This is a genomic window from Oerskovia paurometabola (genome assembly GCF_016907365.1).
GTDB classification, from domain to species: domain Bacteria; phylum Actinomycetota; class Actinomycetes; order Actinomycetales; family Cellulomonadaceae; genus Oerskovia; species Oerskovia paurometabola.
Genome location: NZ_JAFBBV010000001.1, coordinates 1,096,832 through 1,118,457, shown reverse-complemented (window position 1 = coordinate 1,118,457; position 21,626 = coordinate 1,096,832). Strand labels below are relative to the sequence as shown.

The 21,626-nt window shown below is 70.9% G+C and carries 12 protein-coding genes; 2 read left to right on the top strand and 10 right to left on the bottom strand.

The window, feature by feature from the left end; all coding sequences use genetic code 11:
- The first annotated feature begins 46 nt into the window (after positions 1 to 46).
- Complete coding sequence (locus JOD48_RS05010) at positions 47 to 1,423, top strand: TrkH family potassium uptake protein (protein WP_191791709.1); 1,377 nt, start codon at positions 47 to 49, stop codon at positions 1,421 to 1,423.
- Positions 1,424 to 1,522: 99 nt separating this feature from the next.
- Positions 1,523 to 2,194, top strand: a complete 672-nt coding sequence (locus tag JOD48_RS05005; RefSeq protein WP_191791708.1) for a potassium channel family protein — start codon at positions 1,523 to 1,525, stop codon at positions 2,192 to 2,194.
- A 48-nt stretch (positions 2,195 to 2,242) separates the two neighbouring features.
- On the opposite strand, the gene JOD48_RS05000 is transcribed toward JOD48_RS05005, so the two are convergent.
- From JOD48_RS05000 to JOD48_RS04945, 10 genes are all read right to left on the bottom strand, one after another.
- The gene (locus JOD48_RS05000) at positions 2,243 to 2,977 is read right to left on the bottom strand and encodes a hypothetical protein (RefSeq protein ID WP_204807851.1); all 735 of its coding nucleotides are present in this window, start codon (positions 2,975 to 2,977) and stop codon (positions 2,243 to 2,245) included.
- A 96-nt stretch (positions 2,978 to 3,073) separates the two neighbouring features.
- A complete protein-coding gene (locus JOD48_RS04995) occupies positions 3,074 to 3,793 on the bottom strand; it encodes an ABC transporter permease (protein WP_191791768.1) in 720 nt (239 codons plus the stop codon).
- A 101-nt stretch (positions 3,794 to 3,894) separates the two neighbouring features.
- Positions 3,895 to 4,671, bottom strand: coding sequence for an ABC transporter ATP-binding protein (locus JOD48_RS04990; protein ID WP_204807849.1), 777 nt, complete (start codon positions 4,669 to 4,671; stop codon positions 3,895 to 3,897).
- Positions 4,661 to 5,311: a TetR/AcrR family transcriptional regulator gene (locus JOD48_RS04985; protein ID WP_191791705.1), complete on the bottom strand. Its 651-nt coding sequence runs from the start codon at positions 5,309 to 5,311 to the stop codon at positions 4,661 to 4,663. Before JOD48_RS04985 ends, JOD48_RS04990 begins: the two co-directional genes overlap by 11 nt.
- 225 nt (positions 5,312 to 5,536) lie before the next feature.
- Complete coding sequence (locus JOD48_RS04980; protein ID WP_204807847.1) at positions 5,537 to 8,332, bottom strand: immunoglobulin-like domain-containing protein; 2,796 nt, start codon at positions 8,330 to 8,332, stop codon at positions 5,537 to 5,539.
- 114 nt (positions 8,333 to 8,446) lie between these two features.
- A complete protein-coding gene (locus JOD48_RS19440) occupies positions 8,447 to 13,435 on the bottom strand; it encodes a family 43 glycosylhydrolase (RefSeq protein ID WP_239527334.1) in 4,989 nt (1,662 codons plus the stop codon).
- A 214-nt stretch (positions 13,436 to 13,649) separates the two neighbouring features.
- Positions 13,650 to 17,480, bottom strand: a complete 3,831-nt coding sequence (locus JOD48_RS04960; protein WP_204807844.1) for an alpha-L-arabinofuranosidase family protein — start codon at positions 17,478 to 17,480, stop codon at positions 13,650 to 13,652.
- A gap of 355 nt (positions 17,481 to 17,835) precedes the next feature.
- On the bottom strand, positions 17,836 to 18,945 hold the full coding sequence (locus tag JOD48_RS04955) for an ABC transporter permease subunit (RefSeq protein ID WP_239527333.1): 1,110 nt from the start codon (positions 18,943 to 18,945) through the stop codon (positions 17,836 to 17,838).
- Positions 18,942 to 20,084, bottom strand: a complete 1,143-nt coding sequence (locus JOD48_RS04950; protein WP_191791702.1) for an ABC transporter permease — start codon at positions 20,082 to 20,084, stop codon at positions 18,942 to 18,944. The genes JOD48_RS04955 and JOD48_RS04950 overlap by 4 nt, the downstream gene beginning before the upstream one ends.
- Positions 20,081 to 21,619, bottom strand: coding sequence for a sugar ABC transporter ATP-binding protein (locus JOD48_RS04945; protein ID WP_204807842.1), 1,539 nt, complete (start codon positions 21,617 to 21,619; stop codon positions 20,081 to 20,083). The genes JOD48_RS04950 and JOD48_RS04945 overlap by 4 nt, the downstream gene beginning before the upstream one ends.
- Positions 21,620 to 21,626: the final 7 nt, after the last annotated feature.

The window sequence follows — 21,626 nt, the reverse complement described above, 5'->3', positions numbered from 1 at the left end:
CCCGTCCACCCGGACGAGGACGCACGGACAGGGAGACGGAGGACCGATGGCCCAGGGCGTCTCCGGGCGTTTCTTCGCAGGTCGCGAGCTGGTCGACCGCCTCGCCCGACACTCCCCTGCCCGCCTCGCGGTGACGGTCTTCGCGGCCGTGATCTCCCTCTTCACGCTGCTCCTCATGGCGCCGTGGGCCACGACGTCCGGGAGATCGGCGCCGTTCATCGACGCGCTGTTCACGGCGACGTCGGCCGTGTGCGTCACGGGCCTCGTGGTCGTCCCGACCGGGACGTACTGGTCCACCTACGGGCAGGTCGTGATCCTCGTGGGGATCAAGATCGGCGGCCTGGGCGTCATGACGCTCGCCTCGATCCTCGGCATGGCCGTCTCGCGACGCATCGGCCTCACGCAGAAGCTGCTCACCGCCTCGGAGACCAAGACGACGCGGCTCGGCGAGGTCGGCTCGCTCGTCCGGGTCGTCATCATCACGTCGACCACCATCGAGCTGACCATCGCGCTCCTGCTCCTGCCGCGCTTCATCGTGCTCGAGGAGACGTTCGGGGAGGCGGCCTGGCACGGGTTGTTCTACGGGATCTCGGCGTTCAACAACGCGGGCTTCATCCCGACGGCCGAGGGCCTGACGCCCTACGTGGGCGACTGGATGCTGCTCATGCCGATCATCGTCGGCGTCTTCATCGGGTCGCTCGGCTTCCCCGTCATCCTCAACATCATGCGCAACCGCAGGCGCGCCTCGCGGTGGAGCCTGCACACCAAGCTGACGCTGACGACGAGCGCGGTCCTGGTCGTCGTGGCCGTGGTCCTGTTCGCGGCGTTCGAGTGGACCAACGAGAAGACCCTGGGGCCGCTGAGCCTCAACGAGAAGGTCCTCGCCTCGCTCTTCGCCGGGGTCATGCCGCGGTCGGCGGGCTTCTCGACGATCGACATCAACGGCATGCACGAGTCGAGCTGGCTCATCACCGACGCGCTCATGTTCGTCGGTGGCGGCAGCGCGTCGACCGCAGGCGGCATCAAGGTCACGACGCTCGCTGTCATGCTGCTCGCGATCGTCTCGGAAGCCCGCGGGGACCGCGACCTGGAGGCCTTCGGACGTCGCGTCCCGCGCGAGACCCTGCGGCTCGCGGTCGCCGTGTCGTTCATCGGCGCCACGGCCGTGCTCGTCGCGAGCCTCCTGCTCCTGGAGATCACGGGCTGGACGCTCGACGTGATCCTCTTCGAGACCATCTCCGCGTTCGCGACCGTGGGCCTGTCGACGGGCGTGACCGCCGACCTGCCGACGGCCGGCAAGTACGTGCTCGTCGTGTTGATGTTCATCGGCCGTACCGGGACCATGACATTGGCGGCAGCGCTCGCGCTGCGCGACCGGCGCCGCGTCATCCGCTATCCCGAGGAACGCCCCATCATCGGCTGACCGGCCCGGGCCGGCCGCCGCACAGGTCGCTCAGAACCCCTCAGAGACCCCAGTACCTACCCCAGCCTCCAGTACCCCTCTCGACGAAAGGCCCCCAAGGTGCCCGACAAGAAGGCCCCCGAGAAGAACGCGGGCGTGCTCGTGATCGGCCTCGGCCGGTTCGGGTCCGCGATCGCGGCGACGCTCGACCGGCTCGGGCAGGACGTGCTCGCGGTCGAGCGCTCCCCCGAGCTCATCGCGCAGTGGTCGGGCCAGATCCCCCTCGTCGAGGCCGACGCCTCGAACCCGACCGCCCTCGAGCAGCTCGGCGCGCGCGACTTCCCCGTCGCGGTGGTCGGCGTGGGCACGTCGCTCGAGGCGAGCGTGCTCATCACGGGCAACCTCGTGGACCTCGGGACCCCGCAGATCTGGGCCAAGGCCATCTCCGCCGAGCACGGGCGTATCCTGCAGCGCATCGGCGCGCACCACGTCGTCTTCCCGGAGGCCGACGCGGGCAGTCGCGTCGCGCACCTGGTCTCGGGCAAGCTGCTCGACTACATCGAGGTCGAGGACGGTTTCACGATCGTCAAGATGCGCCCCCCGAAGGAGACGCAGGGCTTCACGATCGAGCAGACGAAGGTCCGCGAACGGTACGGCGTGACGATCATCGGCGTGAAGTCCCCGGGGCAGGACTTCGTGTACGCCGAGCCCAGCACGCGCATCTCGGCGAACGACCTGCTCATCGTCTCGGGGCACGCCGAGCTGCTGGAACGGTTCGCGGCCCGCCCCTGAGGGCCCGCCGAGGTGGCTCGCGCAGGCGCCCGGGCCCGACGGCGTCGCTCAGGTCGTCCGCGCGCGTCGCCGGCGTCGGGCTCCCGTGAGCGCGACGACGCCCGCGACGACGAGCGCTCCCGCAGCGGCGAGCGCCCCCACGACGGCCGCCCCGGTGAACGCCAGGCCTGCTGCGTCGTCCGCCTCGAGGTGCGCCTTCCCGGCAGCGACCGGCTCGGCGTCGAGCGGGCCGGTCGCCGCCAGGCCTCCGTCGTCGGCGCCGCCCACCACGGGTCCCGCCCCGGTGCCCGGCTCTGCGCCGCCCGCGCTCCCGCCGGGCTCGGCAGGCGCCCCGATCTCGAAGGGCGCCGTGTCGAGGTAGCCCCCGGTCCCGGGGTCGGTCACGCGCACGAAGTGCGTCCCTGGCTGCACCGAGCCGGGCAGGAGGGCCGAGAGCCCGAACGTGCCGTCGGCGAGGGAGATCGCGGTGGCGAGCCGGACGGGTGCCGCGTAGGCGGAGTGGAGGTGGACGTCGTAGGGCGTGAGCGGGACCAGCCCCGAGCCGCGGACGCCCAGCGCGCCGCCTGGCACCGCGCCCTGCGCGTCGGCCTCGACCTGCGACTGGCTGGTGACCCCTGAGACGTCGACCTGGAGGCCGACGCCCTGCGGGTCGCGGTCACCGGTGAGCGACCCCGCGCTCGCCGCAGCGGGTCCGGTGCCGAGCAGCAGGCCGCCGAGCAGCAGCGAGGCCGCTGCCGCACCGCCGAGCGGGCGGGAGCCTGCCCGTGGGTCCACGATTCGCACGTACGTACTCCTTTGTCGCTTTCCGCCCCCGAGCGCGCTGATCCTCCCACGGAGGTCGGCCCCGTCGGAAGGTGGGAGCGGGTGAGAAGTCGTCTGCTAGACCGTGCGGCGCCGCAAGGTCAGGGTCCCCAGCACGATCGCTCCGACGATGAACGCGACGATGACGGCGACGGCGCCGCTCACGTCCGCGAAGGTCCCGCCGGCTGCGACGTCCTGCAGCGCCGAGACGCCGTACGTCAGGGGCAGCACGCGGCTGATCGCCTCGAGCACCGCGGGCATCTCGTCGCGGGGCATGAGCAGCCCGCACGTGATGAGCTGCGGGAACAGGATCACGGGCATGAGCTGGACCGCCTGGAACTCCGAGCGCGCCAGCGCCGAGGCCGCGAGCCCGAGGCACGAGCCCAGGATCGCGTCGAGCACCGCGACGAGCACGACGACCCACACCGGTCCGGACACCTCCATGCCGCAGACCCACACGGCGAACGCCACGACGACGAGGGCCTGCACGGTCGCGAGCAGCGCGAACGCCAGGGCGTACCCGCCCACGAAGTCGCCCTTGCCGATCGGCATGGTCATGAGGCGCTCGAGCGTCCCGGACTGACGCTCGCGCAGCGTCGTGACGCTCGTGACGAGGAACATGATGATCATGGGGAACAGGCCCACGAGGATCGGGCCGAACTGGTCGAGCACGGGCGTGCCGTCGAACATCCAGGCGATGAGACCCAGCAGCACGCACGGCAGCACGACGAGCAGGGCGATGGTCCGCGGGTCGTGGCGTACCTGGCGCAGGACCCTGCCTGCGGTCGCGAGGGTCAGGCGCGGGCTGGCCGCACGCGGGGCCCGCCGGTCGGGCGCGGCTCCCTGGTGCGTCGACGTGCCCGTCGAGAGGGTGGCCGAGCCGCGTGCGTCGGGCGTGCTCACGACGGCTCCCCTCCGAGGTGGCGCGGACTCCTGGCGGGCGCGGCGCCGTCGGGCACGGACGTGTCCTCGACGAGGCGCAGGAACGCGTGCTCGACGTCGTGGGCGCCCGTGCGCTCCAGGAGCCCGGGGAGGGTGTCGTCCGCGAGCAGGCGACCGTCGCGCAGCAGCAGGAGCCGGTCGCAGCGGGTCGCCTCGTCCATGACGTGCGACGACACGAGCAACGACGTCCCGGCGTCGCGCAGCCGGGCGAACAGGTCCCACAGGTCACGGCGCAGGACGGGGTCGAGACCGACGGTCGGCTCGTCGAGCACGAGCAGCCGCGGCTCGCCCAGGAGCGCGGCCGCGAGCGAGACGCGCGAGCGCTCGCCGCCCGACAGCGTGCCGACCCGGCGGCGAGCGTGCCGTGCGAGGTCCACCGCGTCGATCACGCGTGAGACGTCGCGGGGGCCCACCCCGAGGATCGACGCGAAGTAGCGCAGGTTCTCGGTCACGCTGAGGTCGGCGTAGACGCTGGGCGACTGGGTCACGTAGCCGACCTGGTGGCGCAGCGTGGGGTGCCCCGCGGGCCGCCCGAGCACGTGCACGGTCCCGGCCGTGACCATCTGGACACCGACGAGCGTGCGCAGGAGCGTGGTCTTGCCGCTGCCGCTGGGCCCGAGGAGCCCGACGACCTGCCGCTCGGGCACGGTGAGGTCGAGGGCGTGCAGCACCGTGGTCCCGCCGCGGTCGACGCGCAGCCCCTGGACGCTGATGACGGGCCCGTTATTCCCCATGTGAGGAATTGTGCTCCTCGTGCGGACCCGGCACAAGACCCTCGTCCGCACCCTCGAGGAAGCGCTGGAGCGTCGGAGCGATCGAGAGCGCGAGCTCGTCCGCCGGCATCGACGCCACGGGCTCGAGGCGCAGCAGGTGACGCGCGACCAGCACCCCGAGCACCTGGCTCGCCACGAGGCTCACGCGCCGGGCCGCGACGGCCCGCGGCAGGAGGGCCGCGACCTGGTCGAACACCGTCCGCTGGAGATAGCGCGGCAGCTCCTGGACGTGCTCGTCCGCCGACAGCATCCCGGACAGCACGAGCCGCAGCTGGACCTGGCCGTCCGGGGCGTCCCACACCGCGAGGACCGTGCGGGCCAGCCGCTCCCCCAGCCCGTCCAGCCCGCCCTGCGCGAACCGGCCCGCGAGCGCCTGCGGGTCCGCTCCAGCGGGGACGAGCGAGGCCGCGAACAGCTCGCCCTTGCCGTCGAAGTAGTGCCGGACGAGCCCGGGATCCACCCCGGCCGCCCGGGCCACGCCGCGCATGCTGACCGCGTCGAAGCCCTTGGCGGCGAACTCCTCGCGCGCCGCGGCCACGATCGCCGCCCGGGTGTCCTCCCCCGCGGGTCGACGCCCCCGCCTCACCGCACCAGCGCTCATGCCCCGATTGTGCCCGACGGCGCGGCACGCCCGCGCTCCCGGGTGCGCTGCCCTGGGCGGCGACGCGAGTCGCGACGACTCTCGCGGAATCACGATCAACCCGTGTCGTCGAGCACCCGGGGGACGGCGACGCCCGGTCCTCTCCCGGCGCTCCGTCGCGCGGCCGGGGCGGACCGTGGGGCGAGGCAGGACTCCTCGCCCCACGGCTGTCGTCGGGTCAGCGCATCAACCGCACGCGAGGGCCGGGTACGAGGCCTCGATCGTCGCGGTCACGGGCGAGGCGCCCGTCGTGCTCGCGGTGATCGTGACGACCCCCTCCGCGACCGAGCCCTCGCGCGTCGCGAACGCCTGGGACGCCGACCTGCCGGGAGCCACGCCGGTGAACGTCTTGGACCCGAACGGCGAGGTCGCCTTGAGGTCGACCGGCACGTCCTCATGGTTGACCGCACGCACCGACACGGCGACCTTGCCCGCCACGCACTTCGCCGTGGCCGAGACCTCGACCGCGAGGTCGGGGTCGGGCTCGGGGTCGACGGGGGCCGTCACGGTGACCGTGGCGGCGGCCCGCGTCGTGATCGACGGACCGAACGACCCGCTGACCGCGAACGTGCCGGCCTGCGCCCAGGACGCGGGGTCGACCGCGTCCCACGTGACCGCGAGGTCCTTGGTCGCACCGTCGCCGTACGTCGCGGCGACCGTGGCCGGCAGGACCGGCGCTGTACCCGCGGCAGTCGTGACCGTGACGGGGGCGGCCGAGGCCACGAACGCGTCGGGCTGGTAGTGCGCGAGCAGGCGGTCGTACTCGGCCTGCGTGACCGGGAGCACCGTGCCGTGGCGAGGGCTCACAGGCAGCGTCGCGGGCTCGGACTTGGTCCAGACCCCCGAGTCGAGGTCCGTCGACTCGAACGGGACGTAGCCCTTGCCGCCGTGGTAGCTGGGCTGGTCCATGAAGACGTACCACTTCTCCTCGGTGTTGGACTTGAAGACCGTGGGTCCCTCGCCCGCCGTGAAGGTGCCGCCGTAGCCGTTGGGCTGCCCCACGCCGATGTTCTCGGTGATGAGGTCCCAGCTCGTGGCGCGCAGGTCCGTGGACTTCTCGCTCCGGACCGTCATGTACTTCTCGTCCTTGATGAAGCGGTAGTACGTGTCGCCCACCCTGGTCACCGAGGCGTCGATGATGCCGAGGCCCGTGCCGCGCTTGTTGTCGACCCAGATCCGGGGCTCGCTGAAGGTCACGAAGTCACGCGTCGTGGCGTACATCATGCGCTGGTAGCTCGTGGCGATCTTGCGGTCGCTGCTGTCGGTCGTCGGGTAGAGAGCCGAGGCCCAGTACACGACGTACTCGCCCGCGGCCTCGTCGTAGAACGCCTCGGGGGCCCAGGTGTTGCCCGCGTAGTCGCTCGAGACCTTGACCATGCGCTGGTCGGACCAGCTCACGAGGTCGGTCGACTCCCAGACCATGAGGCTCAGCGAGCCGCGCTCCTGCGCGTTGCCGAAGTTGTTGCCGCCGTAGATCTTGAGGTCGGTCGCGACGAGGAAGAACTTGTCGCCCTCGGGCGAGCGGATGACGAACGGGTCGCGCAGACCCTTCTCCCCCAGGCCCGAGTGCAGGACGGTCTTGTCGTCGTTCAGCTCCTGCCACTTGAGCGGGTCGTTGCCCTGGCTCGCGGCGAAGTAGATCTCCTCACCGTCGGCCGTGCTCTCGCCCTTGAAGTAGGGGAAGAAGTACGCCGCGGGCTCCTGGGCCTCGGGGGCCTGGCGGACCGTCGCGGTGCGGGGCTGGGTCGAGGTCGCGGTGCCCTTGGTCGCGGTGACCGTGAGCGTCACCTCGGTGTCGCCCGCGCCGTGCACGGGGCGGTGCACCACTCCCGTGTCGCTCACGGTGCCGGGCGCCGAGGACGTCCACGTCAGGGTCGAGCCCTGCGCACCCTTGGTCGGGAGCGTGAGGTTGCCGCGGACGTCGGCGATGTTGGTCACGACGGCGTGCTGCGCGTCCCAGGCGGCCGCCTGGGCGTCGTCGAGGGCCGGGGGGACGACCACGGTGAAGGCCCGCGGGAGCGTCACGGCGCCGCGCGTGACCGAGGCCGTCAGGGTCACGCTCGCGGCCGGCCGGCCGGCGGCGGGCTGGGTGACCTTGCCCGACGACGTCACGACGTCCGCGTGCGAGGTCGTCCACGCGATGGTCGAGCCCTGCGCGCCCGTGACCGGGAGCGTGAGGTTGCTCGTGACGGCGCTCGTGTCGCCCAGGTCGAGGGCGGCGGCGTCGGCTCCTGCGGCCGCTGCCGAGGTCTTCTGCGCGAGGTCCGCGACGTCGTTGGCGGGCAGCGCCCGGTCGTAGACGCGGAAGTCGCGGACCTGGCCCTTGAGGTACTTGTCGCCCGAGTAGAGCGAGCGGCCGATGTAGTTGGCGGTCGTCGTCCCGGCGCCGATCGAGCCGGGGGTCGTGGTGACCGCGGTGTTCTGCGCGACCTGGACTCCGTCCTCGTAGAGGGTCCCGGTCGTGCCGGTCTGCGTGTAGGTCAGGTGCTTCCACACCCCGCGCGCGAGGTTGGTGCCCTTGGTCGTGTTCTGCTCGGTCGACCAGTTGCCGGACGCGATCCCGGTCCGGTAGGCGTTGCCCGTGGTGAACAGGTAGCCGTTGCCGTTCGAGCCGCTCGTGTTGCCCATGCCCCAGATGAAGTAGGGCGTGGCCTGGGCCGTGTCGACCAGGACGTCGAGGTCGACCGTGACCGAGGTCAGGTTCTTGAGCAAGCTGTCGGGGAGCCGGACGTGGTCGTCGGTCCCGTCGAGCGTGATGCCGTTCGCGCTGCGCGCGGCCCCGACGACCGTGGCCGCCCCGAACGTAGAGCCCGGCGCGGAGTTCGCGGCCGACGTGCCGCTCGCCTCGTCGAGCTTGTACCAGGCGACGAGCCCGGCCTCGGGCAGGGCCGGATCAGCGGCTGCCACGGCGGTGGTCGTCAGCCCGGTGCTCAGGGCGACGGCGACGCTCGCTGCAACGAGACGTCCCCTGGTTCTTCTCACGATGTGCTCCTTCGGTTCGTGGTGCGGGCGGGACCCTCGCCGAGAAGTGAGTAGATGCCCCTCTTGAGCCCACATCTGGGGCATCTACTCACTTCTCGGCGGGGGCCAGGTGGGTCAGCCGCAGCTGGTCGCTGCGTAGGTGACGTCGTAGGCCGTGGTGACCGGGGCGCCGTCGAGCACGGCCTGGGCCGTGACCGTGACCTTCCCGGCCGCGAGCGTCACCGCGCGGGCCGAGAGCGTCTGCGACGCGAGCCTGCCCGGCGCGACCTGGAGGAAGGTCTTGGTCCCGAGCGGCGTGGTCACGACCACGTCGACGGGCACCTCCTCGATGTTCCGTACGAGCACCGTGAGCGCGGCCTTGCCGGCCACGCACTTGGGCGCGACCGTGACGTCGACCTCGACCTGGGCGGGCTCGGTCACGTCGAGCGGCGGCACGCTCTCGAGCGTCGGGACGACCTTCTGGATGAGGCCGTCCTCACCGAACGTGAGCCGGTCGATGGTCGTCTCGCGGTGGTTCCCGTCGCCGCCGGGGATCGCGAAGCGGTGGTACGCGATGTACCACTCGTCGGTCCCGGGGACCTGGACGATCGAGCTGTGGCCGGTCCCGAGGATGCCCTGGGACACGTCCTTCTCGAGGATCACGCCGCGGTAGGTCCACGGCCCGTCGATGCTCGTCGACGTCGCGTACCCGACCCGGTAGTTCTCCGAGCCCGTGTCGTCGATCGAGTAGGTCAGGTGGTAGGTCCCCTCGCGGTAGTTGAGGAACAGGCCCTCGCGGAAGTTCGTCAGACCACCGAACTTCGTGATGGTGTCCTGCTTGACCGAGACCATGTCGTCGTTCAGCTCCGCGTACAGCGGCGCGTTGCTGCCGTTGCCCCAGAACAGGTAGAACGTGCCGGTCTGCGGGTCCTCGAACGCCGCTGGGTCGATCGCCTGCCCCGTCGTGACGGCCTCCCCGTTGGTGATCATGGCCGTCGGCTGCGCGGTGAAGGGCCCCTCGGGGCTGTCCGCGACCGCGACACCGATCGTCTTGCGGTCGTAGGTCGGGTTGTGGCCCGAGAAGTAGAAGTAGTACTTCCCGTCGCGCTCGATGATGGTCGGCGCCCACGCGTTGCCCGTGGCCCAGGAGACGTCGCCCGCAGCGCCGTCGAGCGTGAGGAACGGCTCGGCCGAGCGCTCCCAGCTCGCGAGGTCGGTCGACTTCCACACGTAGAAGTCCTTGCCGCCCCAGCCGGGGGTGCCGTCCGTGGTCGCGTAGATGTAGTAGACCCCGTCGAAGACCGCGATGTTCGGGTCCGCGTACAGGCCCGGCAGGACCGGGCTGCGCATCTCCTTGGCCTGGACGGTCCACGTGCGCGCGGCCCCGTCGGGGCCGGTCACGGTGTAGGTCACGGGCTGCGTGAGGTCCTGCACCGAGCCGTTGGCGGGCGTCACGGTCGCACGGTCGGACACGACCAGGCGAGGCGCGAGCGCGGAGCGGTCGGTGCCGGGCACCACGGGGAGCGTGACCGTGCTGGACCCGCCGTCGACGATCGCGGCGACCTTGAGCTCGGCGAGCTCGGCTCCCGTGACGGCCGAGTGGTCCTGACCGAGGTCCTTGACCTCGTCGGCGCTCAGGGCGTGGTCGTAGACGCGGAAGTCGCGGACGTCGCCCTTGAGGTACTTGTCGCCCGAGTAGAGCGAGCGGCCGATGTAGTTCGCGACCGTGGTGCCGTTACCGATCGATCCGGGGGTCGTGGTCACGTCGGTGTTCCGCGCGACCTGGATCCCGTCCTCGTAGAGGGTGCCGGTGGTGCCCGACTGCGTGTACGTCAGGTGCTTCCACACGCCGCGGGCGAGGTTCGAGCCCTTGGTCGTGTTCTGCTCGGTCGTGTAGTTCCCCGAGGCGATGGCCGTGCGGTACGCGTCCCCCGTCGTGAAGAGGTAGCCGTTGCCGCTCGACCCGCTCGTGTTGCCCAGGCCGTAGATGAAGTAGGGCGTGGACTGGGCGATGTCGATGCGCACGTCGAGCGAGACGGTGATCTCCGTCAGGCCCTTGAGCACGTCGTCGGGCAGCCTGACGTGGTCGTCGACCCCGTCGAGACGCACGCCGTCCGTGCCGTTTCGAGCGGCCCCGCCCACGACGGTCGCGGGACCGACGGCGCTGCTCGGCGCCGAGTTCACGGCCTGCGTGCCGCTCGTCTCGTCCAGGCGGTACTGGACCACCAGGCCCGGGATCTCCTTCGTCACGTCGATCGTGACGGTCGCGGTGCGCGACCCGTCCGCGGTCGTGGCGGTCACGGTCGTGCTGCCCGCCGCGACGCCGCGCACGGTGCCCGCGGAGGGCCCGTTGGAGACGACGGTCGCGACCGACGGGTCGGCGCTCGTCCAGGTGATGGTGCGGGCCGTGGCGTTGGCGGGGGTCACGGTCGCGGTGAGCGAGCGTGCCGATCCGACCGTGACCTGCGTCGAGGTGGGCGAGACCGTCAGGCCCGTGACGGGGACGTCGCCCTCGACCACGGTCACGACGGCCTTGGCACGCACGCTCACGCCGGCGCCGAGCGAGCCCGTGACCTCGAAGGTCCCGGCCTGCGCGTAGCTCGCGGGGTCGATCGCGTCCCACGTGACCGCGGTCTGGGTGGTCGTGCCGGCTGCGGTGCGTGTGGCGACCGTGGCCGGCAGGACCGGTGCGTCACCGACGCTCACGACGGCCGTGACGTCCTGCGCCGACTCGACGAACGCGTCGGGCTGGTAGCCCTTGAGCAGCGCGTCGTACTCGGTCTGCGTCACGGGCAGGACCGTGCCGTGGCGCGGTCGCGAGGGCATCTCGTAGCCCGTGGACATCTTCCACTCGTCGGCGTTGAGGTCGGTCGTCTCGAAGGGCACGTAGCCGCGGCCGCCGAACTCGTCGATGAACAGGTACCACTTCTCCTCGGTGTTCGACTTGAAGATGGTCGGGCCCTCGCCCTGGTTGATGCCGCCGCCGAGCGAGTTGGCCTTGCCGATGCAGTCGGTGATGAAGTCGTAGCTCAGCGAGCGCAGCTCGCTCGCCTTCTCGCCCAGCACGAACTTGGAGCACGGCGTCGTGGACGTGTTGTTCCGCTCGTCCTTGGTGAAGCGGTAGAACTCGCCGTCGTGCTCGATCACGGTCGAGTCGATGACCGAGTAGCCCGGGTCGACCCACACCTGCGGCTCGGTGAACGTGTAGAAGTCGCGGGTCGTGGTGTACATCATGCGGTTGTAGGTGTTGGCCGTGTGGCCCGGGTCGTCCTCCTCGTAGAGCTTGGAGGCCCAGAACACGACGTAGGCGCCGATCGTCTCGTCGTAGTACGCCTCCGGGGCCCACGTGTTGCCCGCGGTCTCCGGGGAGACCTGGACGAGGCGCTGGTCGGTCCAGCTCACCAGGTCGGTCGACTCCCAGACCATGATCGACTTGGAGCCCGTGCGCTGGGACGCGTCCCAGTTGCCGTTGCCGTGGATCTTGAGGTCGGTCGCGATCTGGTAGAACTTGTCGCCCTCGGGCGAACGGATGACGAACGGGTCGCGCAGCCCCTGCTCCCCCAGGCTCGACGTCAGCACGGGCTGGTTGTCGTTGAGGTTGCGGTACCTGAGCGGGTCGTTGCCCTTGCTCAGGCCGAAGTAGACCTGCTCGCCGGTCGCGTAGCCCTCACCGATGAAGTAGGAGAACAGGTAGCCCGCGAAGTCCTGCTGCTCGGGGAGCGCGGGGACCGTCGCGGCGAACGCCCGCGTGGCCGTGGCCTGCCCCTTGCTCACGGTCGCGGTCAGCGTGACCGTCTGGTCGGCCTGGCCGTGCGCGGGGCGCGTGACCTCGCCCGACGGCGTGACGACCGTGGGGGCCGTGGTCGCCCAGGTGACCGTGGTGCCCTCGGATCCCGTGGTCGGCAGCGTGAGGTTGCCGCGGACGTCGTCGAGGTTCTTGACCTCGAGCGCGGCGGCCGCGGCGTCGACGACGCCCTGGTCGCCCGTGCCGGGCACCACGGTGACGTCGAACGTCCTGGTGGCGCTCTGGCCGCGCAGCGAGAGCGTCGCGGTCAGTGTCGCGGTGTGCGCCTGACCGACGGGCTGGGTGATGACGCCCGACGACGTCACGACGCTCGCGTCCGAGGTCGCCCAGGTGACGGTCGAGCCGCCCGTGCCCTTCGCGGGCAGCGTGAGGTTCTTGGCCACGGCGCTCGTGTCCCCGAGGGACAGGGCGCTGACGTCGGCGGAGAGCGACGCCGCGGCGTTCGTGGTGCTGAGGTCGGCGACCTCGGCGGCCGTGAGCGCGCGGTCGTAGAGGCGGAAGTCCTTGATGCGCCCCTTGAAGAGGTTGTCGGCCGCATAGGCGGACTTGCCGAGGTAGTTGGCGGTCGTCTTCCCGTTGCCGATCGAGCCCGGCGTGTGGGTCACGGCCGTGTTGACGCCGACCTGCGCGCCGTCCTCGTAGAGGCGCCCCGTGCCGGCGCCCTGCGTGTAGGTGACGGTCTTCCAGACGCCACGCGCGAGGGCCGCGGACGGCGACTTGGCCGTGTTCTGCTCGGCACCCCACGCGGCGTTCGAGACGGACGCGCGGTAGTTCGCGTTGCCCGAGGAGAAGAGGTAGCCGCTGCCCGACTGCGGTGAGCCCACGGCCGTGTTGCCCAGGTTGTAGAAGAAGTAGTTGCCGCTCAGCGACGAGTCGATCCACACGTCGGCGCTGACCGTCACGGCCGAGTAGCCGGCCAGGAGGTCGTCGGGGAGGTCCACGTAGCTCGAGCCGCCGAACGTGAGCCCCTGCCCGTCGGTCCAGTCTCCGCCGCCGACGAGCGTGCCGTCACGGCCCGAGCCCGAGGCGTCGTGGGCGACCGTGCCGCTCAGCTCGTCGAGCTTGTACCAGAGCTTCAGGCCGTCGGCCGTGGGGGTGGGGGCCTCTGTGGCACTCGTCTCGGTGGCGGCCGGCACCGCCGGGGCGAGCGCCGTCGTCGGGCGTGCGGGGGCCGGGGCCAGGGCCGCCGCCGGTCCTGCCAGGGCCATCGGGGCGAGCAGAGCGATGCTCAGCGCGCCCCCGAGGACGTCTCTCGCCCCGCGGGGGGCCCTCCGTCGGGCCGAGGGCGTGGTCTGCGCCGGGTCGTGTCGGGTGGTCATGTGGTTCGTGGCCTCTCGCCGTCTCGTCGTTGAGCGCCCCCTGCTGGGGGCCGTCGGGCCGGTCGTGCCGGCCCGACGGTCCCCCGCGTCCTTGTGGTGCGGGTGGTGCAGGTACTGCAGGTCGTGCTCGTGCTGTCACCGGCCCGGGTGGACCGGAGGGGTCACGCCGGGTCCGCGAGGTGGTCCCGCGACCCCGGCGGAGCTGGTGCGGTCGTCAGCCGCAGGTCGTGGCCGGGTACTCGACGTCGAACGTGGTCGAGCGGGCCCCCGGCCCCGTGCCGATCGTGCCCACGACCGTCGCGGTCCCCGCAGGGACCGAGACCGCGCGCGAGTTGAACGACTGCGACGCGCTCTTGCCGGGTCCGACCGACGCGAACGTCTTGGTCCCGAACGGCGTCGTGAACGCCACGGTCACGGCTTCGTCCTCGCCGTTGACCGCACGCACCGAGAGGTTCGCGCGGCCCGCGACGCACTGCGCCTTGGCCGTGACCGCGAGGTCCACGGGCTCGGCCTCGGTGCCGGCCGCCTGCAGGCGCAGGAACGTGACCGAGTAGGCCGGGAACGTGTAGTCGAACGCGTTGGACGCCCCGCCCCAGGTCCGCTCGACGGGCACGATCGCCCGCGGGTTCGCCTTGGTGTTGGTGTCCGTGGGCGCGCCGACCATCTCGGTGACCGTGGCCTGGGCCGCGATCTCCTGGCCCGCGACCGTCACGGCCGTGTCCGCCGCGGTCGCGGTCGGGTTGACGACCTTGACCACGAGGTCGCCGGACTCCTCGTCGCGCGTGACGACCTGGTAGAGCGACTTCGCGGCGGGCTGCTCGTACGAGATCTGGAGCTGGCCGTCCAGGTAGAGCTCGATGGTGCTGCCCTGGACCACGACCTTGACCTTGTAGCCCTGGCCCGTCTCGACGCTCTTGTTCTCGACCGCGGCGATCTCGGCGGCGCTGCCGCCGTCGGCCCGCTGGAGGACCGAACGGGTGTTGTTCCAGCCGCCGATGTTCCACCAGTAGTAGTCGTCCGGGCCGCCCGCGGCGAAGCCCACCAGGAACCCCTCGGACCCGGCGATCTTGCGGGCGTCGAGCTCGAGCGTGTAGTTCTTCCAGTCCTTGGCGTACGCGCCCGTGACGATCGAGCGCGCGTCGGTCACGGACGTCGAGGACTGCGTGTAGACGCCGTCCTGCGCGGCCCACGTCCCGGTCACGGGAGACCACTGGGTGGCGTCGTCGAACCCGTCCTGGAACAGGACGTCGCCGCTCGCGTTGTCGGTGACCACGACGTTGTCGTACGACGCGCTGGTCGACCACGTGGACAGGAAGACACCCCCGTCCAGAAGACCGGCCGCGTCGCCCGTGCTTGCCGTGTGCACCGACGGGACGACCTCGTCACCCACGTTGTTCGCGAACAGCTCCTGGACGTAGTAGTTGGGCGTGCCCCACGACTCGTCGTTGTCGAACCAGATCGCGTCGGGCGACCACTGCACGTACGACTCGTTGGAGAGCAGCGGCGCGTACGACGCGAGCTCGACGACGTCGGAGTTGCGCTCGAGGCCCGTCATGAAGGCGGCCTCGGACAGCGCGTTGAAGAACGTGTTGCCGCGCGACGCGTACTCGCCGAGGAACACGTGCGGGCCCTCGCGGTCGTAGTCGTCGTAGCGGTCGGCGTTCTCGAGGAACCAGCTCGGGTCGTTGTAGTAGTGCTCGTCGACCAGGTCGACCTCCTGCGCACGGTTGAACTCCCAGAGCTCGTCGAACCGCTGGCCCGTGTCGTCCGGACCCGAGTTCGAGATGATCTGGACGTCGGGGTACGCGGCGCGCACGGCGTCCTTGAACTTCGGGAAGTTCGCCTCGAACGTCTTGGTGTTCTCCTCGTTGCCGAGTCCGAGGTACTTCAGGCCGAACGGCTCGGGGTGGCCTAGCTCGGCGCGCACCGCGCCCCACTCGGTCGTGACGTCACCGTTGGCGAACTCGACGAGGTCGAGCGTGTCCTGGACCCAGCGCTGGATCCGGACGTCGTCCTTCATCTCGGGGATGGTGCTGCCGCAGCCGTTGGCGCCGACCGACAGGACGGGCAGGGGCGTCGCGCCGAGGTCCTCGGCGAACGTGAAGTACTCGTAGTACCCGATCCCGTACGACTGGTTGTAGCCCCAGAAGTTCCAGTTCGTGGCCCGCTCCTCGACCGGCCCGATGGTCTCCTTCCACTGGTACGTGCGCCGACGGTCGGTGCCGTTGCTCTCGAGGTAGGTGTCGAACGTGCCCGCGTTGGTCACGCAGCCGCCCGGGAACCGCAGGAACTGCGGGTTCATGGCGTCGATCTTCTCGGCGAGGTCCTTACGCAGGTGGGTCTTGCCGTTGACCGGCCCGACCCAGGTGTCCTGCGGCATGAGCGAGACCATGTCGAAGCGCACGGTGCCTGCGGCCCCCGCGAGGACCGCGAGGCGCCCGGCCGAGGTGGTCTCGGTCGCGGTGAGGGTCACCGAGTACTTCTTCCAGGTGTCGGTGCCGGCGACGGTCACCTTCCCGGTCGCGTAGGTGGTCCCCGCCGCGGCGTCCTCCACCTGCACGGTCAGGTCCTGCCCGACGGCGGAGCGCGCCCACACCGAGAAGTCGTACTTCTGGCCCTTCTCGAGGAAGAGGCCCGTGTTGAAGCCCGCGTTGCGCACGCCCGCGCCGGCCGCGGTCGCGTCGAGCCGGAGGTAGTAGCGGTTGCTGTCGTTGAGGCGCTGCGCGTCGGTCACCACCGTCGTGGTCGCGGTGCCGCCGTTGCGGTCGACCCGCTCCCAGGCCGTGAGCCCCGTGAAGGACGAGTTGTCCGACGAGTTGAACTCGAACGAGCGGTTGCGCACGAGCTCGGCGTACAGCCCGCCGTCCGCGGCGTAGTTGATGTCCTCGTAGAAGATGCCGTACAGGTCGTCGCTCATCTCGACGGTCTCGCCCGCGGCGTCGATCGCGAGCGTGTGCTCGGCCGACGACAGTGCGGTGAGCGTGAGCCTGACGGCCGCGTCCTCGGCGCCGAGCACCAGGGCTCCGTCCGCGGCGCGCACCCCCGCGAACTCCCCGGCAGCGGCGCCCGGCACGCGCAGCGCGAGCTTGCCGCCGCCCACGTCGGTCAGCCGCACCTGGGCCGGGGCGGCGTCGGCGGCCCCGAGCGTGATCCGCCCGTCGCTCGCGACGACCACCGGCAGACCGGTGCCCGCCTGCGCGAGCGTCGCGGCGCCGTCGGGCCCGCCGGCGACCGCCGTGGCCACCAGGCCCAGCGGCGACGCCGGGCGTTGCGCGACGAACGACAGGCCCGTGTCCGTCAGGACGAGGTGCTTGTGGTCGGCCGGGCCGTCGAGCGAGAACGTGCCCGTCGGGACGACGTCCTGGCCCTCGGCCGCGTCGACCGCGACGTAGTCGAACGTCGCGGCGTGCGTCGAACCGTCCTGCGCCGCGAGGGCGTAGAGGCCGACCTGGGTGACGTCGAACGTGACCGTCGTCGAGCCCGCGGGCTTCCAGTCCCCCGCGGTGGCGTCCCAGTAGGACACCGCGAGCGTGTCACCGGTGCGCTGCATGCGCAGCGTCTCGCCCGTCGAGCCCGCACGGTCGGTGAACGACGCGGCCGTGAACTTCCCGCCCGTCTCGTTGTCGAGCTCGATCGCGCGCGCCGAGGGCGACAGGCTGCCCACGTACGTCAGACCTGCACGGACGTAGTTGTCCATGTCCTTCCACGCGATGAGGCCCGCGCCCTGGTAGACCTTGCCGACCGGGGCCGACACCTTGGTCACGACCGTGAAGTCGCCCACGGGGACGTCCACCATGAAGACGTTCTTCGCGGTGTTCGCCTCCTGGTAGGTGTCGCCCGTCTGGGACGTCAGGGTCAACGACCCGGGCGTCGTCGCGAGCGACCACGCCGACGGGACCGGGTTGACGACGTCCCAGGCCGAGCCGAGCTCGGCCGTGTCGAACTGGTCGACCCAGGCGCCCGCCGGAAGGACCGGCTCGGTGGCCGCGAAGGCCGCCGGGGTGACCGCGAGGGCGGTCGTCGCCCCCAGTGCGAGGACCCCCACGGCGGCCGCCCACGGTCGCGCCGTCCGGCTGCGGGACGGACGGGACGTCCGGCCTCGGGTTGTGCTGCGGGCAGGGGAATCAGAGATGATCACGTTGCTCCAACCTTGCTGCGACGAGGAAGGGAGCGATGCCGGGTGTATCCCGTGCGCTCCATTGCTGTACGGGGTGCGCCCGGCAGCCACGCCCTCCCGGTCGTCCGAGCCCGTCCCGGGTACCAGCCGGGACCTGCTCGACCGGGAGGGGGTGGCCTCCGGGTCCTTCTCGGCCCGTCACCCTCGACGGTCCGCGCTGTGACGCCTCGCACGGGGCCCGGCTCCATGGCCGACGCGCGCGAGGCGGTGGTGCTGGGGGGGGCTAGGTGGCGGCCCCTCGTCCCTGACGGAACGTCATGGCCCGCTGCAGCAGGACGAACGCGAGCAGGACCACGCCGATGAAGACCTTGGTCCACCAGGAGTCCAGGCCCTCGCGGGCGATGAGCACCTGGATCAGCCCGTAGACGAGCACGCCCGCGACCGACCCCAGGACGAACCCGCCGCCGCCCGTCAGGAGCGCGCCACCGATCACGACCGCCGCGATCGCGTCGAGCTCCATGCCGATGCCCGTGAGGTTGAAGCCCGACTTGGTGTAGAGGGCGAACAGGATGCCCGCGATCCCGGCACACGTGCCGCTGATCACGTAGACCCACACCTTGGTCGAGCTGCCCTTGAGACCCATGAGGTTCACGGCCGTGCCGTTGTCACCCGTGCCCAGCCCGTAGACCGTGCGGCCGAAGCGCGTGTAGTGCAGCAGGTAGATCGCGATCAGCAGGACCACGAACGCGACGACCATGCTCAGGTTGATGCTCCAGGCCTCACGACCCTCGCCGAACTTGATCTTCCACGAGGCCAGGGCCGCAAAGCCCTCGTCCTTGATCGCGAGCGACTGGACGCTCACGACGTTGGCCAGGCCGCGCGCGAGGAACATCGCGGCGAGCGAGGCGATGAAGGGTTGTATGTCGAAGTACTGGACCATCACGCCGATCAGCAGGCCGAACGTCGTGCCGATCAGCACGCCCAGGATCAGGACCACGGGGAGCGGCGCTCCCGCGATCAGGAGCTTGGCAACGACCAGGCCGACGAGGGCGACCACGGCACCGACCGACAGGTCGATCCCACCCGTGATGATCACGAACGTCATGCCGATCGCCAGGACGATCAGGTACGAGTTGTCGACGAGCAGGTTGGAGAAGAGCCGCATGCTCAGGAAGTCGCGGCGGTCCGTGCTGTAACGGACCTGCCCCACGATCAGGATGACCGCGAGGGCCACGAGCGTGCCCGTGACGGGCAGGAGCCGGCGGTCCGAGAGCCTGCGGACCACAGGGTTGGTCATGAGGCGGGCGACGAAGCCCGTGTCGTGGCCTCCGCGCGGCCCCTTGCCCTCGTGGGGATTCTTGGACGCCCGGGGCGCCGTCTGGACGGTGCTCATGCTGCGACCCCCTTCACACTCGTCGTCGCCGTGCCCGCGCCCAGGGTGGGTCGCTTCCTCGGTCGTCGGGACGTGAGGAGCGAGCGCAGACGCTCGGACGCCGCGATGCACACGACGATCAGCACGAGCGCCTTGAACAGCGGCGTGATCTGCGAGCTGATGTGGAAGATGACCACGGCCCGCTCGAGCGTCGACAGGAGCAGCGCCCCGACGACCACGCCCGCGAGGCTGAACTTGCCGCCGTCGAGCTTGGTGCCGCCCAGGACGACGACCATGATCGCGTCGAGCTCCTTCATGAGGCCGATGTTGTTGGCGTCGGCCGCCATCGTCGGCGCGCCGTAGACGATCCCCGCGAGCCCGGCCAGGAGGCCGCACAGCAGGTAGACGAACCACGTGATGTTGCGCGACTGGACGCCCGCGAGGCGGCTGGCCTCGCGGTTGATGCCGATGGACTCGACCAGCATGCCGAGGGCCGTCCGACGCACCAGCAGCGCGACCAGGGCGAACACGACCGCGGCGATGACCACGGGGGTCGGGATGCCCAGGACGAAGCCCGAGCCGATCGACTTGAAGGGCGGGCTCGTGGTCGTGGTGATCTGGCCCTTGGTGATGAGCATCGCGATGCCCCGACCCGCGACCATGAGGATCATGGTCGCGATGAACGGCTGGATGCCCAGGACCGTGACCAGGAAGCCGTTGAACGCACCGATCACCGCGGCGACCAGGAGGCCGATCGCGACCGCGGTCAGGGCCGTGCCGACCGTCCCACCCGTGCCGCTCGCGTCGATGTAGGTCAGCGACACCGCGAGCGAGATCGCCATGACGGCGCCCACCGAGAGGTCGATACCGCCCGTCGCGATCACGAGGCACATGCCGATGCCGAGCAGGAGCGGGGTCGCGCTCGCCCGCATGATGTCGATCAGCTGGCCGAACAGGTGGCCGTCCATGATCGTCACGTCGAGGAAACCGGGGCTGCGCAGGCCGCACGCGAGGAGCATGACGACGAGCGCGACGACAGGCCAGAACAGGTGGTGGTGCGTCACGCGGCGCAGCGCGCCCTGGGCGCCCCGCGGTGCGGGACCGCCGGACACGGGCGGCGACGCCGACGGCGTCGTCGGAGTCGTGGTGGTCGTGCTCATGATGCGCTCCCGCTCGCTGCGATCGTCTCGAGGATCGTGGTGGACGTGACGTCCGGGCCGTTGGTGATCTCGCCGATCTTCTGGCGGTCACGCATGACGACGACGCGCTGGCTCAGGCGCAGCACCTCGTCGAGCTCGGACGAGATGAAGACCACGCCCATCCCGTCACCTGCCAGCTCGGCGACGAGCCGCTGGATCTCGGCCTTGGCCCCCACGTCGATGCCACGCGTGGGCTCGTCGAGGATGATGAGGCGCGGTGCGGTCGCGAGCCAGCGGGCCAGGAGTACCTTCTGCTGGTTGCCGCCCGACAAGTTCTTGATGAGCATGTTCGGGTTCGCCGGGTAGACGTTGAGCGCCTTCATGTAGCGGTCGACGACCGCGTCCAGCTCCTTGGCCGGGATGGGGCGCCACGGGCCGCGGCTCGCCTGCATCGCGAGGGCGATGTTCTCGCGGACCGTGAGGTCACCGATGATGCCCTCCTTCTTGCGGTCCTCCGAGGAGAACGCGACGCCTCGCTTGATCGAGGTCAGGGGGGCCGCGCCTCGCGTCGCGCCGTCGAAGGTCAGCTTTCCGCTGCCCGCCCTGTCGGCGCCGTAGAGGAGGCGGGCGACCTCCGTGCGGCCCGAGCCGAGCAGGCCCGCGACGCCGACGATCTCGCCCGCGTGCACGTCGAGGTCGAACGGTTCGACCGAGCCGTCGCGTCCCAGCGCGACGGCCCGGAGCAGAGGCTCCTCGTCGTGCTCGGAGGCGACGCGGTGCGCGCGCTCCTCGACGTCGGCCAGGGCCTCACCGGACCTGCCGATCATCGCGGAGATGAGCTCCATGCGCGGAAGCTCCTTCGTGAGGTGCTCGGAGATGAGGCGTCCGTTGCGCAGGATCGTCAGGCGGTCGGTGATCTCGTAGATCTGGTCGAGGAAGTGCGACACGAAGAGGATCGCGACGCCCTTGTCCCGCAACGAGCGGATCACGTCGAAGAGCTCGGCGACCTCGGCCTTGTCGAGGCTCGAGGTGGGCTCGTCGAGGATCAGGACCTTCGCGTCGACGACCATGGCCCGCGCGATCGCGCAGAGCTGCTGCACGGCGATCGAGTGGGAGGACAGAGCCGACGAGGGGTCGATGTCCAGGTTGAGGAGGGCGAGGTGCTCGCGGGCCTTGCGGCGCGTCGCGGGCCAGTTGATGAAGGGACCGAACCGGATCTCGTGCCCGAGCATGATGTTCTCGGCGACCGAGAGGTTCGAGCAGAGGTTGACCTCCTGGTACACGGTGCTGATGCCCGCGTCCTGGGAGTCGCGGGTCCGCGTGAACCGGTGCTCGGCACCCGAGACCACGATGCGGCCCGCGTCGATCTGGTAGACCCCCGTGAGGGCCTTGATGAGGGTGGACTTGCCGGCGCCGTTCTCACCCATGAGGGCGTGGACCTCGCCGGGGCGGAGGGTGAGGTCGACGCCGTCGAGAGCCTTGACGCCCGGGAACTCGATGGTGATCCCGGTCATCTCCACCACGGGCGCCGCGTACGCGGCGGTCGTCGTTGACATGTGTTCT

What these genes read in the sequence shown, in the direction of transcription:
- JOD48_RS05010 (WP_191791709.1), top strand. Translation starts at nt 47, where the DNA reads ATGGCCCAGGGCGTCTCCGGGCGTTTCTTCGCAGGTCGCGAGCTGGTC.
- JOD48_RS04990 (WP_204807849.1), bottom strand. Translation starts at nt 4,671, where the DNA reads ATGGGGAATAACGGGCCCGTCATCAGCGTCCAGGGGCTGCGCGTCGAC.
- JOD48_RS04985 (WP_191791705.1), bottom strand. Translation starts at nt 5,311, where the DNA reads ATGAGCGCTGGTGCGGTGAGGCGGGGGCGTCGACCCGCGGGGGAGGAC.
- JOD48_RS19440 (WP_239527334.1), bottom strand. Translation starts at nt 13,435, where the DNA reads ATGACCACCCGACACGACCCGGCGCAGACCACGCCCTCGGCCCGACGG.
- JOD48_RS04955 (WP_239527333.1), bottom strand. Translation starts at nt 18,945, where the DNA reads ATGAGCACCGTCCAGACGGCGCCCCGGGCGTCCAAGAATCCCCACGAG.
- JOD48_RS04950 (WP_191791702.1), bottom strand. Translation starts at nt 20,084, where the DNA reads ATGAGCACGACCACCACGACTCCGACGACGCCGTCGGCGTCGCCGCCC.
- JOD48_RS04945 (WP_204807842.1), bottom strand. Translation starts at nt 21,619, where the DNA reads ATGTCAACGACGACCGCCGCGTACGCGGCGCCCGTGGTGGAGATGACC.